Raw genomic sequence first — 13,855 nt, 5'->3', positions numbered from 1 at the left:
CGTTATCCCACCTGCTGCTGACTAAGCCTTTCGGCTTCGCTATAGCGACTGATCCACAATGACAGAGCCTTGAGCGAGTCAGGCGTGAATTCATCGCAGCGTGCGGTAATTTCTTCCGGGGTCATCCAGTAAACGTCTTCAACTTCCTCTTCCTGCATGGCAAAAGGTCCATGTGAAACGCAGCTGAATAATCCCCCCCAGACGCGGCAGTGCTCATCTTCAAAATAGAACACGCCATGCTCAGCGAAAGGCACGTCGGCAATGCCCAGCTCTTCTTCCGCTTCACGGCGGGCCGAATCCAGCAATATCTCACCGCTTTGCACTACGCCACCGGCGGTAGCATCCAGCATGCCAGGCATAAAGTCTTTGGTCTCAGTACGACGCTGAACCAAAATTTTTCCCATTCCATCATGCACTACGATGTAGGTTGCACGATGGCGCAGGCACTGTGCCCGCATCTGGGCACGGCTGGACTGTGCGATTACGTTGTTGTTCTCATCAACGACATCCACCCATTCTCCGCCTTGCTGTTGCTCCACCATCTGTTACCCTTATTATTCAGTCTTAACTGTGCCTCGCCTGCGGCGCGGCGGTTGACCCTGGCCCGGTTATTTTCCCGGTCTGCCGGCACATAGCTGCACGAGCCACCACAGCCTACTGGCTACGCTGAGCGTAAGCAACCCGTACAACCGATGGAAAATTACTGCGAACGGGACGATTCAGCCAGCCATAGCTGCACCGATGCCCGCTGCCACTGAAAATGCGCATATTCAGCCAGCGGCTCAGGCACCGAATCGCCATGCAATACCAGTCGATTTAGCATGATAGCCAGATCGGTATCGGCCAGCGACCACTCGCCAAACAGATTTTGCTGCCCGGCCGGCAGCAAGCGCCCGGCAGCGGCGATCAGCTTTTGCGCCGCTTGCTGGCCTGCGGCATCGAGAGGCGCAAAGCGTTCTCCGGCAAACAGGACCTCCGTCGGCCGTTGCTGGCGCAGCGCCTGGAGGTCGCTACGCAGCCACGCCTGAACCTCACGCGCTCTGGCGCGCTTCTCAAGGGCCCGGGGATAGAGGCGCTCATATTCCGGTGGTGCAAAGCGTTCTTCAAGATATTCGGCAATAGCCGAAGATTCAGAAAGGCGAAAATCATCAATTTCCAGCGTAGGCACCCGACGCGTCAGGGAAATATCAGCGTAATTGCCACTTTGCTGCTGGTGTCGGGACAGATCGACACGCTTAACTGAGAACGGCACGCCTTTTTCAGATAGTGCCACATATACCGACATTACATAGGGACTAAAATAACAGCCATCGGACCACAGCGTCACAGTTGGGTAGTTCATCCTGATTTCTCATCAGCAAAGCGACTTTAGGTACTCTCTGTTTACAGATTTTCTGCCGCGATGGCAATAATTGTTAGGGATATGATTGGATGGCTTTCCAGAAAAATTCCCTCTTTTAACCGTCATAAAGTTGCTCTATATTTTTTAATACGGCAGTCTCAACGGACTGGATTAATGGATAACCTCATGATCGAACTGTATTATTCCGCAACGCCAAATGGACAAAAAATTGTGCTTTTTTTAGAAGAGGCGGCGCTGCCTTATCGGTTGCAACCGATTGATCTCACTAAAGGCGAGCAGTTCAGTACGGAATTTCTCAGTATTGCCCCCAATAATAAAATTCCGGCGATTGTCGACTATCAACCGGTAGACGGCGGCAAACCGGTAGCCCTGTTCGAATCAGGCGCCATTTTGATTTATCTGGCAGAGAAAACCGGTAAATTCCTCAGCGCAGAATGGCGCGAACGCGCTATCACCCTGCAATGGCTATTCTGGCAAACCTCCGGGCTTGGCCCGACGGGGGGACAAAACTACCATTTTAACCATGTGGCAGCCCAAACCATTCCCTACGCTATCGAACGCTTTCAGGTTGAAACCCAGCGGCTGTACAAGGTACTTAACCACCAGCTTGAGCAAACGCCCTGGGTTGCGGGCGATCATTACAGTATCGCCGATATTGCCATCTGGCCCTGGATAAACGCTCACGAGCATCAGCGCATTGATCTGGCCAACTATCCGGCCATCCATAACTGGTTCACCCGCATTCAAATCCGCCCGGCAACCCAGCGAGTTATCAAACTGGCAGCGGGAAACTAGCGAGCAGCGCACCGGATTGCGCCCTTTCTCACAGCAGATCGCGCCACTTATTCTATGCTGATAAAAAGAAAACAGCGGCGTTTCAATCTGTTTGAAAAGGAGAGTAATCGTGCATATTCTGCTCACCGGCGGTACCGGGCTGATCGGCAGCCATCTTATTCCCGCCCTGCTGGTTCGCCAGCATCAGGTCAGCGTGGTCACGCGGGACGTCGCCAGCGCACGCGAGCGTCTGGATAGTCGCGTTAATTTATGGTCCGGCCTTCAGCAGCAAACCTCGCTGAATGGCATTGATGTGGTAATCAATCTGGCGGGCGAGCCCATTGCCGACAAGCGCTGGTCCGAAACGCAAAAACAGCGCCTGTGCGACAGCCGCTGGCAAATAACGGCGCGCATTGCCGAACTGATTAAAGCCAGCGCAGCGCCGCCTCAGCTGCTAATCTCAGGTTCAGCAACCGGTTTTTATGGCAATACCGGCGATCTGGTGCTTACCGAAGACGATCCCGGTCATCGCGAATTCACCCATACGCTGTGCACGCGCTGGGAAGAGCTGGCGCTGGAAGCAGAGAGTCCACACACTCGCGTCTGCCTGCTACGCACCGGCGTTGTGCTGGCAAAATCCGGCGGCGCGCTGAGTAAGATGAAGCTGCCCTTTAAACTGGGGCTGGGCGGCCCGCTCGGCGACGGGCGGCAATATTTACCCTGGATCCATATCGACGACATGGTAGAAGCAATACTGTGGCTGATAGAACATCCCGAACTGAGCGGTCCGGTAAATATGGTGGCGCCCTATGCGGTGAGGAATGAGCAGTTTTCAGCCGTGCTCGGCGAGGTGATGCATCGCCCGGCGCTGATGCGCACCCCGGCTGCGGCAATCCGCCTGATTATGGGAGAATCCTCAGTGCTGGTGCTGGGCGGCCAGCACGTGCTGCCGAAAAAACTCGGCGACTCCGGCTTTCTGTTCCGCTTTCGCGAGCTGGAGCCGGCGCTGGCCGACGTGGTATGAATAAACCAGCGGCGGTGCTTAACCGCCCGCCGGATTTGATAAGTGCATTATTTCAGCGCCCCGGAGAGAAACTGCTGCAGGCGGGTGCTCTTCGGGTTGCCGAAAACCTCATCAGGTTTACCTTCCTCTTCAATTTTGCCCTGATGGAGAAAAATCACGTGACTGGAAACGTGGCGAGCAAACTCCATTTCATGGGTAACAACCACCATGGTTTTGCCTTCTTCAGCCAGCTTCTGAATAATGCGCAGCACCTCGCCAACCAGTTCAGGGTCAAGCGCTGACGTCGGCTCGTCAAACAGCAGAACCTCTGGCTCCATAGCCAGCGCTCGCGCAATAGAAACGCGCTGCTGCTGCCCGCCGGAGAGATTAACCGGATATTTAGCACGCGCGCGCTCGTCTATCCCCACCTTATCCAGATAGCGCACCGCACGCTCATGGGCCTGCTGCTTGCTCAGCCCCAGCACCTGGATCGGCGCTTCCATAACGTTCTCCAGCACCGTCATGTGACTCCACAAATTGAAGTGCTGAAACACCATCGTCAGTCGGGTGCGCAGCGAGCGCAGCTGCTCTTTATTCGCCACCTTAAGCTGGCCGTCGGTATCACGTACCAGATTGATATTCTCTTTATTTACCGCAATGGCCCCTTCGCTGGGTTTTTCGAGAAAATTAATGCAGCGTAAAAAGGTACTTTTACCCGAACCAGACGAGCCGATAATGCTGATGACATCGCCGGCATTTGCCCGCAGCGATACGCCTTTTAACACCTCATGTTCGCCATAACGCTTGTGGAGATCGGTTACCTGTAATTTATTCTCAGACATAATTCAGCTCAGTGGGACGATGAGGGTTTAACGTGTTGCAGCCAGCGTTTTTCCGCTTTGCGGAACAGGCTTATCAACACATAAGAGATGATCAGATACAGCACGGCGGCAATGCCAAAGGCGGTAAACGGCTGATAAGTCGCGGAGTTGATGTCGCGCGCGACTTTCAGCAAATCAGGGACCGTCGCGGTGAACGCCAGCGCGGTAGAATGCAGCATCAAAATAACTTCGTTGCTGTAGGCTGGCAGCGCGCTGCGCAAAGCCGATGGCAAAATAATGCAGCGATAGAGCTTAAAGGTTGAGAAGCCATAGGCGCGCGCCGCTTCAATTTCTCCGTGGGCTACGCCGCGAATGGCGCCGGCGAAAATTTCCGTGGTATAGGCGCAGGTATTCAGCGTCAGCGCCAGCACGGTGCAATTCAGACCGCTACGGAAAAAAGCGTTCAGCAGCTCGCTCCCCTTTACCACTTCCAGGGTATACATGCCGGAATAAAAAACCAACAGCTGAACGTAGAGCGGCGTACCGCGAAACACATAGGTAAACAGCCAGACAGGCAGTCGCAGCGCTTTATAGGGCGAAACACGGGCTATCGCCAGCAGCACGGCCATACAGCCGCCCATCACCACGGAAAGGACCAGCAGCCACAGCGTAATCGCGACGCCGGAGAAACGATACCCATCGGTCCATAGCAGGGCTTTCCAGTATTCCTGAATGATATCAATCATAAGTCAGCCCTTCTTACGCCAACCGAATAGCGTTTTTCCAGCCACAACAGCACGCCGTTCGAAATAGTGGTAAATACCAGATAAATCACGCCGGCCACAATAGCGAAATAAAACGGCTGCCAGGTACTTTTCCCCGCCAGCTGCGTCGCTTTAACGACGTCTTCCAGGCCCAGCAATGAAACCAGCGCGGTCGCTTTCAGAATAACTTGCCAGTTATTGCCGATACCCGGCAGCGCAAAGCGCATCATGGCTGGAAACAGAATGCGGCGAAAGGTCTGGGAGCCGGTGAAGCCGAAGGCGACGGCAGCTTCAATATGCCCTCTCGGCACCGCCAGATAGGCGCCGCGAAAGGTTTCGGTAAAGTAGGCGCCGTAGATAAAACCGAGGGTGATGATACCGGCCACCATCGGGTCGATATCAAACTGATTCATACCGAGCAGGTCGGTCAGATTATTAAGCGCAATTTGCAGACCATAGAAGATAAGCAGCATCAGTACCAGGTCCGGCACGCCGCGGATCAGGGTAGTGTAAGCTTCAAAAATCAGCCTAAAAAAGCGGTTAGAGGAAAGCTTGGCGCCGGCGCCAATCAACCCAATAATGACGGCCAGAACTACCGAGCTCAACGCCAGTTCGAGGGTGACCGTCGCCCCTTTCAAAATAACTTCAGAATAGCCATACAGCATAAAGTAATCCTGTCTTGTCCGATCTTTCCCGCGTTTTGCCGTCGACAGCAAAACAGAGCCCCTGACGGGGCTCCTTATGACAGGTGTTGCTTAATCGCCGTACACGTTAAAATCGAAATATTTTTTCGCCAGCTTATCGTAGGTGCCGTCTTTACGCATCGATTCGAAGGCTTTATCAATCGCAGCCTTCAGGTCGGTGCTCTGCTTCGGCAGGCCCATACCGGTACCGATACCGAAAATTTTGTCATCTTTTACCGCCGGGCCGGCAAACGTATAGTCTTTGCCGATCGGCTGCTTAAGGAAACCTTCGCTGGCCGCGACTTCATCCTGGAACGCTGCGTCGATACGACCGGCAGTCAAATCCTGATACACCAGGTCCTGGTTCGCATAAGGAGTAACAGTCACGCCCTTTGGCCGCCAGTTCTGATTGGCATAGGTTTCCTGGGTAGTGCCCTGCAGCAGGCCGATAGTTTTACCCTTCAGCGATTCCAGCGTTGGCTGAATTTTTGAACCTTTCGGCGCGATCAGACGCGCATTGGCGGCGTACAGCTTATCCGAAAAGGCTATCTCTTCCTGACGCTTAGCGGTAATGGACAGTGAAGAAATGATGGCATCGATTTTCTTGGCTTTCAAAGAGGGAATGAGCGCATCGAAGTCGCTTTCAACAAAGGTACACTTGGCCTGAATGCGTTTACAGATTTCATTAGCCAGATCGATATCGAAACCGACTAATTGTCCCTGCGCATTTTTTGATTCAAACGGCGCATAGGTCGGGTCGGTGCCAATACGTAGCGTTTTCGGCACGGCGGCCAGCGCGCTTCCAACACTGGATACAGCCAGCAGCACAGAAAGAGCTAAGACCTGCTTTTTCATAGTTAACCCTCAATAAAGTGATTTTTATTATTTACTACCCTGTGGTGCCTGATAATTTGCAGTTTTCATGCCATAAATTACGGCAGCCCTTAATTTTGTTAAGAATTCCGCCACCGGCGCCCGCCGGGCACAGGTACAGAGCTTGCGCAAAATTTATAACAGGTTTGTCACCGGGAAGCGGCAAGAATGTTGCATTCTGGTGCATCTGATGCGCGAAATGCGATTCAGCACAATAATAAGCACCATAATGGTGCATCACTGCGGTGGGTTTGCACCTTTCCAGCGCATGAATAAATCATCTGGCAGGTCAATATCAAACTGGTCGATGACGCGGTTCACTGTCTGATCGACGATATCCATCACCGCTGCAGGTCGGTGATAAAAAGCCGGAACCGGCGGCATCACCACTGCGCCCATCTCCGCTGCTGAAGTCATCATCCGCAGATGACCCAGATGCAGAGGCGTTTCGCGCACGCAGAGCACCAGCCGACGGCGCTCTTTCAGTATTACGTCAGCCGCGCGGGTTAGCAGGTTATCGGTATAGCCGTGAACGATGCCGGAAAGGGTTTTGATTGAGCAAGGCAGGATCGCCATGCCGTGAGTTTTAAAAGAGCCAGAAGAGATGCTGGCGGCAATGTTGCGCCCGTCATGGACAACGTCGGCCATCGACTGCAGGTCGCGCAGACTGAAATCGGTTTCCAGCGTCAGCGTCTGCCGCGCTGCGTTGCTCATGACCAGATGCGTTTCCACGCCATCTACCTGCTGCAAGACCTGCAACATTCTGACGCCATAGATGGCTCCGCTGGCACCTGAGATACCAATAATCAGTCGCTTCATTGCCTATCCTTAAAAACAAACGGGCCGGAATAATTTCCGGCCCAGTGTAGCTGATTTGTGAGCGTAAAGACCAATCAGCCTTCGTTATGCATCTCAAGGCTCTCGACTTCGTTCTGACGCGCCATCGCTTTGGCGTCATCATTACGCAGCGACTGGAGATACTCAAGGTATCGCTGGTCGACGTCTTTGGTGACATAAACGCCGTTGAATACCGAACATTCAAACTGAGCAATATCCGGATTTTCTTCACGCACCGCCTCGATCAGGTCGCTGAGATCCTGAAAAATCAGGGCATCAGCTTTGATAAGCTGGCGAATTTCTTCCACTTCGCGGCCGTGGGCAATCAACTCAGTGGCGCTTGGCATATCAATACCATAGACGTTCGGAAAGCGTATTTCCGGCGCCGCAGAGGCAAGATAAACCTTCTTCGCTCCCGCTTCGCGCGCCATCTCAATAATTTGCTCCGAAGTGGTGCCACGCACGATGGAGTCATCCACCAGCAGCACGTTTTTATCACGGAATTCGGCGCGGTTGGCATTCAGCTTACGCCGCACTGCGCTGCGGCGCATCTGCTGGCCTGGCATGATAAAGGTGCGCCCTACGTAGCGGTTTTTGACAAAACCCTGGCGGTATGGCTTATCCAGAATACCGGCAATTTCCAGCGCGATATCAGTCGACGTTTCCGGAATGGGGATCACCACATCGATATCAAGATCTTCCCATTCGCGGGCAATCTTTGCCCCCAGCTTGGTCCCCATACGCACCCGGGCGCTGTAAACCGAAATTTTATCGATAAATGAGTCCGGCCGGGCAAAATAAACATACTCGAACAGGCAAGGATTGCTGCGCGGATTTTCGGCGCACTGACGGGTAAACAGCTGGCCTTTTTCGGTAACATACACCGCCTCGCCCGGTGCGACGTCACGCAGGAACTCAAAGCCGAGCGTATCCAGCGCAACGCTCTCTGACGCCACCATATATTCGGTGCGCCCATCGCTCAGTACGCGCTTACCCAGCACCAGCGGGCGGATACCGTTTGGATCGCGGAAGGCGACCAGTCCGTGACCAATGATCATGGCGACGCAGGCATAGGCGCCGCGCACTTTGTTATGCACCGCTGCAATAGCGGCAAAAATGTTATCAGCTTCCAGAGGATGCTGAAAACGATCCAGCTCCTCGGCAAAAATATTCAGCAAAATTTCCGAATCGGAAGTGGTATTAACGTGGCGGCGCCCGCTTTCAAACAGGTAGCTACGTAATTGATGCGCATTGGTAAGATTACCATTATGCGCCAGGGTAATTCCGTACGGAGAGTTGACGTAAAAAGGCTGGGCTTCCGAAGCGCTGGAGCTGCCAGCGGTGGGATAGCGAACGTGACCGATACCCATGTTACCCTGCAAACGCTGCATATGGCGCGCTTCGAACACATCATTTACCAACCCGTTCGCTTTGCGCAGTCGGAAGCAATTAGTGGCATCAATGGTGACGATGCCTGCGGCATCCTGGCCACGGTGCTGAAGCACCGTTAACGCGTCATAAATCGACTGGTTTACCGGCATAAAACCGGTGATCCCGACAATACCACACATGCTGTTATTTCCTCATAGCCGCTGCCCCAGCGCGATTACTGCGGCATAAAACTCGACGTGCTCTTCAGATAGTCAAAAAACCACCTGATGATGGAGCTGAATTCCGGGATAAGCTGTGACTGCTGCCAGTCCGGACTCTTTGAAAATCCGGTAAATGTATCAAGGAAAAATAAAATCGCTGCCACAATCAATACGCCACGCAGCGCCCCGAAACAGACTCCCAGCACTCTGTCCGTTCCGGACAGGCCCGTTTTTTCCACCAGCGATCCGATAACGTAGTTCACAATCGCCCCCACCACCAGGGTGGCAATAAACAGGACGGCGATGGCAATACCATTGCGAACCAGCTCATCTTCAAAACCGGTAAACCAGACTGCAAGGTAAGGGTAGTAATGACTGGCAACAAAAAAAGCACAGCCCCAGGTAACCAAGGACAAAGCCTCGCGAACAAAGCCGCGAATCAGGCTAATCAGTGCTGAAAAACTAATAATGCCAATGATGGCGTAATCAATCCAGATCATGAACTATTCCAGCGACAAGGCCCCTGCATCCAGTTCGGGGCGCATTCTAACAGAAAAAGAAAACGTTTGCGTAGGGTTTTGCAGCTTAAGAAAAAAGAAAAGCATGTCGATTAAGAAAAGCGTTAATTTACAATAAATTAACATATATTCACGCCTTAAATTGACGCTGAATGCAGAGACTCAGGCGGGTAAGGCACCTGAGTCTCTGCAACCGGTTAGCGAGCGCTGTAGGGCTTCACTACGCCCCCTAACCCGCTGATGCTTTTCAATTCGCTTACGGCGGACTGCATTTTCGCCTTATTCGCATCCGGCCCGACGTAGATACGGGTAATCTGCCCCTGCACCGGCGTCGCCGGGATGGTATAAGCACGATAGCCGGACAGCCGCAGATGGGCGACGATTTCGTTTACTCTGCCAGCGTTTTTCAACGCGCCAAGCTGTACTACCCATGCCTGACCCGTCGGCGCTTTTTCCTGCTGCGCTGGCGCCTGTTCCTGTGCTTTCGGCGCTTCAACCGGTTTGGGCTTTGGCGTTTCCTGTGGTTTTGGCTGCGGCGGCTTAGGCTGCGGTTTTTCAACCGACTTAGGCGGAGCCTGTTTTACCGGCGGCGGGGCGACAACCGTTGGCTGAGAGGGCTCCGCAGGCGCGCTACCGCCCGTATCAGCGTTATTATTGTCGGCAGCGGCGGCGTCAGCGGTATCGCTGTTCGCCGCGCTACCCGCGCCCGCCGGCGGCTGCGCCGGCAAGGATTGAGTAACCGGCGGCACCATGTCAGTGTCCTGCTGGTCACCCGGTTTTGGTACCAGAGGAATGGCCGCAAAATCCTCTTTATAGTGCTTTTTTTTACCATCCAGCAGGCCGGGCAGAATAATGACGCCGAGCGCCACAATAATCACCGTGCCTACCAGGCGGTTTTGAAACTTACTGGCCACGACCCTTCTCCGTTTCCATTGTGTCCATTACTTCAGCTACGGTGTGAAACGAGCCACAAACCAGCACGATATCCCGATCCGTCGCCTGCGTCATCGCCTGTTGCCAGGCAATCGTAACAGAATCATAACTTTTTGCCTGCGGCAGATGGGCGCTAAGCTGCTGCGCGCTGGCGCCGCGCGGTCCGGGTAGCGGCGCACAGTACCAGCAGTCAACAACCGGTTTCAGCGCCGCCAGCGTACCGGCAATATCTTTATCATGCAGCATACCGACGACGGCATGCACCTTACCCTGCGGGTTAAGCTGGCTAATCTGGCCGGCCAGGTAGCTTGCTGCATGGGGGTTGTGCGCGACGTCAAGAATCAGCCGCGGCGATAGCTGCACGGTCTGAAAGCGGCCCGGCAGCACGGCCATGGCAAGATTTTCGCGGATGATCTTCTGCGGGACGGCAAGCCCTGAAGCCTGCAGCGCCGCCAGCGCTGTCGCCGCATTCGCCAGTGGCACCTGCGGCAGCGGCAAACCAGTGAGCGCCAGCTGGTTATAACGAAAACTCCAGCTGCCAGCGTCAGGCTGTAAAGACCAGTCACGATCGCGACACAACAGCTGTGCGCCAGTCTCTTTTGCTACCTCGGCAATGCTGGCAGGCATCGCGGGATCGCCAACCACCGCCGGCTTGCCGGCGCGGAAAATACCGGCTTTTTCTCGTCCGATACTTTCACGATCCGCCCCAAGCCAATCGGTATGGTCCAGCGCAATGCTAGTAACGACGGCCACGTCGGCATCAATAATGTTGGTCGCATCCAGCCGGCCACCCAGCCCGACTTCCAGAATGACCACGTCGAGCTGCGCGGCACGAAACAGCCACAGCGCCGACAGCGTGCCGTATTCAAAATAGCTTAATGAAGTAGCGCCCCGCCCTGCTTCAATAGCAGCAAAAGAGGCGGTATGCGCGGATTCAGCAAGCTCCTGCCCCTGGATGCGCACCCGCTCGGTATAACGAACCAGATGCGGCGAACTGTAAACGCCAACGCTGAAGCCCGCCGCCATCAGCAACGTTTCCAGCATCCGACAGGTGGTGCCTTTGCCGTTAGTGCCGGCAACGGTAAAAACAAAGGGAGCAGGTTTAAGCAGATCAAGGTCGCGGGCAACCTGATGCACTCGCGTGAGGCCGAGTTCAATCGCCTTGCTATGAAGGTTTTCCAGATAATAAAGCCACGTTGCGAGGGGCGACGTGGCTTCAGGGATTTGAAGGTTGTCCATGGATACCGTTATTTATTGACGATACGTTGCGGGAGGGAGCGCCTCCCGATTATCTGTCAGGCTTCCTGGTGTTCAGCGTCGCTTTCTGCCTGAATTGACGCTTCCTCCGGCGCTGGCAGGTTCATCATTTTTGCCAGAATACTAGCCAGTCTGAAGCGAAGGTCCGGGCGGCGAATAATCATGTCAATCGCCCCTTTTTCAATCAGGAACTCGCTGCGCTGAAAACCGGCAGGTAGCTTTTCACGCACGGTTTGTTCGATAACGCGCGGGCCGGCAAAGCCGATTAGCGCTTTCGGCTCCGCCACGTTCAGGTCACCCAACATAGCGAAACTGGCGGATACGCCGCCCATTGTCGGATCGGTGAGCACAGAAATATAAGGCAAACCGCGCTCGCGCATTTTAGCTAACGCCGCGCTGGTTTTTGCCATCTGCATCAGCGACATCAACGCTTCCTGCATACGCGCACCGCCGGAAGCGGAAAAGCAGATAAACGGGCAGTTATCTTCCAGCGCCTGTTCGACCGCGCGCACGAAGCGTGCGCCCACCACTGACCCCATGGAGCCGCCCATAAAAGAAAACTCAAACGCGGCGGCAACGACCGGCTTAGCGTAAAGCTCACCTTTCATTACGATCAGCGCATCTTTTTCATCAGTTTCTTTTTGCGCGGCGGCCAGGCGATCTTTGTACTTTTTAGAATCACGGAACTTAAGGACGTCTTTCGGCTCCAGCTCGCTGCCTAACTCCAGCAGCGTACCCTCATCTAACAGGCTGTGCAGACGCGCGCGCGCATGCATGCGCATGTGATGGTCGCACTTAGGACAGACCTCAAGGTTGCGCTCCAGTTCGGCGCGATAGAGCACCTGAACGCAGCTATCGCATTTGGTCCATACCCCTTCAGGAATACTCGCTTTACGCGTCGGGGTGGTGCTCTTACTGAGAATTCGTTCAATCCAGCTCATTGATGATAAATAATCCGGTTTGTTGTGTAAAATCAGGCGGTTGCCTTGATTTATAGCCCACAAATTAGACGATATTAGACCACATATAACAACATTTCGCTACATATACATCAATAGGATAGGTGCTCATTTCGAATGAATTTAGCATTAAAACGGAGCACCTTCTCTCTCATGCCAATAATAGAATGCGTCACTACTCCCCGTACAACAACCTCGCTAAGCGCTTCTCCTTCTATCGTCTCTCCGTCATCAGTAATGAATGTCATGCCTCCCAACACAGTAAAACTGTCGCAGCCACAAAATGAGAGACGGGATATTCAAGCTTCAGATCGCTATTGTTGTACGTCCGCACCAGCCAGTAGCCACCGTCCCTAAGGCGTTTGGCTAAACACTGGAGAGGATATGCAATAACCTGAATATCGGCGTAGCGGGAACCAGTTAACTCCTGGCCGCCGCTGATCACCCGATGAGACAGGCTTTCTTAAAGAACTCGCAGCAACCCTCCCACTCAAGCTAATAGCCCTGAAATTCAACCGCTCATACGAATCTGTACGCCAGCGTGCAAATCGCAGCCGGATACGTTTTATGGAGGAGCGCAGTAAAATTAGCAATGGTACTAAGCTAAATTCCGACACATAAAAGACTGGACGTAAAAACAGTACTTTACTTTTCATTATCTGGTGGTTGGAGTAAGGTGGATGGTGTTAATTCAATGTTAACTTACCAAACTAAAAGGGGATTTACGATGTCTCATACCGACCAGGAATTTGAAGACCTCCAGGATCAGAATACGTTGTATCGCTCTGCGATTCTGGATACCACCGAAATGATCGGGCTTGGTATCGAAATCCTGACCAAGGTTGTAGTAGCAAGTAATGCTGGAACTCCTGGCTCCCTCTCCCCACACGATCAGTATCAGGCTAAGCAGACCCTGATGTATCTGAAAAAGTGCAGAGACGACAACGCCATGTTCCGTCAACCCGGCGACCCGGAGCCGCGTACGTTTGAGCAATACGAACACCCGTAACGGGTAATGCAGCGATTAAATAGCCGCCTTCGGGGTTCACTGCATTCCCGGGCGGTTTTTTATTGCCCCTTATTAGGCGACAATTACCCCGTCCGATTCGCGACAATTACTCTGGCCTGTTTGTAACCTTAGCGTCCCGTTTTTTCCCCACCCGGGAGAGGTTGTGGCGCTGAATATCAGGCAGGTCAGTTTTTACATGACTCAACGTAATAAAGGTCTTACCCAGGAAGCCGCTGCGGCTACTGCGGGCATCTCGGTCCGTTCAGGCCGGCGTATTGAAAAAGGACAGTGGCAACCGTTCGGGGAGCGACACTGGCGGACCCGCCAGGATCCTCTGGAGGATGTCTGGCTGAGCGACATTCTTCCCTTACTTGAATCCCGGCCGCAAATCTCGCCGGCAACGGTTCTTGAGTATCTGCAGGAGAAATATCCGGGCAAATATCCTGATAAGCTGCGCAGGACGTTACAG

Annotated in this window: 16 protein-coding genes; 4 read left to right on the top strand and 12 right to left on the bottom strand. The window is 53.6% G+C overall.

What is annotated here, in order from left to right; translation table 11 throughout:
* Nucleotides 1-2: 2 nt before the first annotated feature.
* Both yfcD and yfcF read right to left on the bottom strand, forming a co-directional pair.
* Entirely contained in the window at nt 3-542 is a 540-nt protein-coding gene (gene yfcD, locus BTJ39_RS20430; protein ID WP_078004567.1) for an NUDIX hydrolase YfcD, read from the bottom strand.
* 158 nt (nt 543-700) lie between these two features.
* Nucleotides 701-1,342, bottom strand: a complete 642-nt coding sequence (yfcF, locus tag BTJ39_RS20425) for a glutathione transferase (protein WP_078004566.1) — start codon at nt 1,340-1,342, stop codon at nt 701-703.
* A 186-nt stretch (nt 1,343-1,528) separates the two neighbouring features.
* Between yfcF and yfcG the strand changes: the two genes are divergently transcribed.
* Together yfcG and BTJ39_RS20415 are read left to right on the top strand one after the other, a co-directional pair.
* Nucleotides 1,529-2,158, top strand: coding sequence for a GSH-dependent disulfide bond oxidoreductase (gene yfcG, locus BTJ39_RS20420; protein ID WP_078004616.1), 630 nt, complete (start codon nt 1,529-1,531; stop codon nt 2,156-2,158).
* A gap of 109 nt (nt 2,159-2,267) precedes the next feature.
* Nucleotides 2,268-3,161, top strand: coding sequence for a TIGR01777 family oxidoreductase (locus tag BTJ39_RS20415; RefSeq protein WP_078004565.1), 894 nt, complete (start codon nt 2,268-2,270; stop codon nt 3,159-3,161).
* Nucleotides 3,162-3,208: 47 nt separating this feature from the next.
* Here BTJ39_RS20415 and hisP read toward each other — a convergent pair whose 3' ends face one another.
* From hisP to accD, 10 genes are all read right to left on the bottom strand, one after another.
* On the bottom strand, nt 3,209-3,982 hold the full coding sequence (gene hisP, locus BTJ39_RS20410; RefSeq protein WP_078004564.1) for a histidine ABC transporter ATP-binding protein HisP: 774 nt from the start codon (nt 3,980-3,982) through the stop codon (nt 3,209-3,211).
* Between the two features lie 8 nt (nt 3,983-3,990).
* Nucleotides 3,991-4,707 (bottom strand): ABC transporter permease, encoded by a 717-nt coding sequence (locus BTJ39_RS20405; protein ID WP_078004563.1) that lies wholly within the window; start codon nt 4,705-4,707, stop codon nt 3,991-3,993.
* Nucleotides 4,704-5,390, bottom strand: coding sequence for a histidine ABC transporter permease HisQ (locus tag BTJ39_RS20400; protein WP_078004562.1), 687 nt, complete (start codon nt 5,388-5,390; stop codon nt 4,704-4,706). The genes BTJ39_RS20405 and BTJ39_RS20400 overlap by 4 nt, the downstream gene beginning before the upstream one ends.
* 90 nt (nt 5,391-5,480) lie before the next feature.
* The gene (argT, locus tag BTJ39_RS20395) at nt 5,481-6,263 is read right to left on the bottom strand and encodes a lysine/arginine/ornithine ABC transporter substrate-binding protein ArgT (RefSeq protein ID WP_078004561.1); all 783 of its coding nucleotides are present in this window, start codon (nt 6,261-6,263) and stop codon (nt 5,481-5,483) included.
* Between the two features lie 255 nt (nt 6,264-6,518).
* Nucleotides 6,519-7,100 (bottom strand): UbiX family flavin prenyltransferase, encoded by a 582-nt coding sequence (locus tag BTJ39_RS20385; RefSeq protein WP_078004559.1) that lies wholly within the window; start codon nt 7,098-7,100, stop codon nt 6,519-6,521.
* A 74-nt stretch (nt 7,101-7,174) separates the two neighbouring features.
* Entirely contained in the window at nt 7,175-8,689 is a 1,515-nt protein-coding gene (gene purF / locus BTJ39_RS20380) for an amidophosphoribosyltransferase (RefSeq protein WP_078004558.1), read from the bottom strand.
* Nucleotides 8,690-8,724: 35 nt separating this feature from the next.
* Complete coding sequence (gene cvpA / locus BTJ39_RS20375; RefSeq protein WP_078004557.1) at nt 8,725-9,210, bottom strand: colicin V production protein; 486 nt, start codon at nt 9,208-9,210, stop codon at nt 8,725-8,727.
* Between the two features lie 215 nt (nt 9,211-9,425).
* Entirely contained in the window at nt 9,426-10,142 is a 717-nt protein-coding gene (dedD, locus tag BTJ39_RS20370; protein WP_078004556.1) for a cell division protein DedD, read from the bottom strand.
* Nucleotides 10,132-11,400 (bottom strand): bifunctional tetrahydrofolate synthase/dihydrofolate synthase, encoded by a 1,269-nt coding sequence (gene folC, locus BTJ39_RS20365; protein ID WP_078004555.1) that lies wholly within the window; start codon nt 11,398-11,400, stop codon nt 10,132-10,134. Before folC ends, dedD begins: the two co-directional genes overlap by 11 nt.
* A 56-nt stretch (nt 11,401-11,456) precedes the next feature.
* Nucleotides 11,457-12,359: an acetyl-CoA carboxylase, carboxyltransferase subunit beta gene (gene accD / locus BTJ39_RS20360; protein ID WP_078004554.1), complete on the bottom strand. Its 903-nt coding sequence runs from the start codon at nt 12,357-12,359 to the stop codon at nt 11,457-11,459.
* Nucleotides 12,360-13,104: 745 nt separating this feature from the next.
* Between accD and BTJ39_RS20355 the strand changes: the two genes are divergently transcribed.
* Both BTJ39_RS20355 and BTJ39_RS20350 read left to right on the top strand, forming a co-directional pair.
* Nucleotides 13,105-13,386, top strand: a complete 282-nt coding sequence (locus BTJ39_RS20355; RefSeq protein ID WP_078004553.1) for a hypothetical protein — start codon at nt 13,105-13,107, stop codon at nt 13,384-13,386.
* Nucleotides 13,387-13,549: 163 nt separating this feature from the next.
* On the top strand, nt 13,550-13,855 hold a 306-nt coding region (locus tag BTJ39_RS20350), incomplete at its 3' end, for a helix-turn-helix domain-containing protein (RefSeq protein ID WP_139356346.1).

Origin of the sequence: Izhakiella australiensis, from assembly GCF_002006995.1 — a bacterium.
GTDB classification, from domain to species: Bacteria; Pseudomonadota; Gammaproteobacteria; order Enterobacterales; family Enterobacteriaceae; genus Izhakiella; species Izhakiella australiensis.
Note: the sequence above shows the minus strand (reverse complement) of the source record. Positions and strands in the feature narration are given on the sequence as shown.

Coding starts and splice junctions, on each gene's coding strand:
- BTJ39_RS20400 (WP_078004562.1), bottom strand. CDS start 5,390: ATGCTGTATGGCTATTCTGAAGTTATTTTGAAAGGGGCGACGGTCACC.
- BTJ39_RS20405 (WP_078004563.1), bottom strand. CDS start 4,707: ATGATTGATATCATTCAGGAATACTGGAAAGCCCTGCTATGGACCGAT.
- yfcD (WP_078004567.1), bottom strand. CDS start 542: ATGGTGGAGCAACAGCAAGGCGGAGAATGGGTGGATGTCGTTGATGAG.
- yfcG (WP_078004616.1), top strand. CDS start 1,529: ATGATCGAACTGTATTATTCCGCAACGCCAAATGGACAAAAAATTGTG.
- argT (WP_078004561.1), bottom strand. CDS start 6,263: ATGAAAAAGCAGGTCTTAGCTCTTTCTGTGCTGCTGGCTGTATCCAGT.
- yfcF (WP_078004566.1), bottom strand. CDS start 1,342: ATGAACTACCCAACTGTGACGCTGTGGTCCGATGGCTGTTATTTTAGT.
- purF (WP_078004558.1), bottom strand. CDS start 8,689: ATGTGTGGTATTGTCGGGATCACCGGTTTTATGCCGGTAAACCAGTCG.
- cvpA (WP_078004557.1), bottom strand. CDS start 9,210: ATGATCTGGATTGATTACGCCATCATTGGCATTATTAGTTTTTCAGCA.
- folC (WP_078004555.1), bottom strand. CDS start 11,400: ATGGACAACCTTCAAATCCCTGAAGCCACGTCGCCCCTCGCAACGTGG.
- BTJ39_RS20385 (WP_078004559.1), bottom strand. CDS start 7,100: ATGAAGCGACTGATTATTGGTATCTCAGGTGCCAGCGGAGCCATCTAT.
- BTJ39_RS20355 (WP_078004553.1), top strand. CDS start 13,105: ATGTCTCATACCGACCAGGAATTTGAAGACCTCCAGGATCAGAATACG.
- hisP (WP_078004564.1), bottom strand. CDS start 3,982: ATGTCTGAGAATAAATTACAGGTAACCGATCTCCACAAGCGTTATGGC.
- accD (WP_078004554.1), bottom strand. CDS start 12,359: ATGAGCTGGATTGAACGAATTCTCAGTAAGAGCACCACCCCGACGCGT.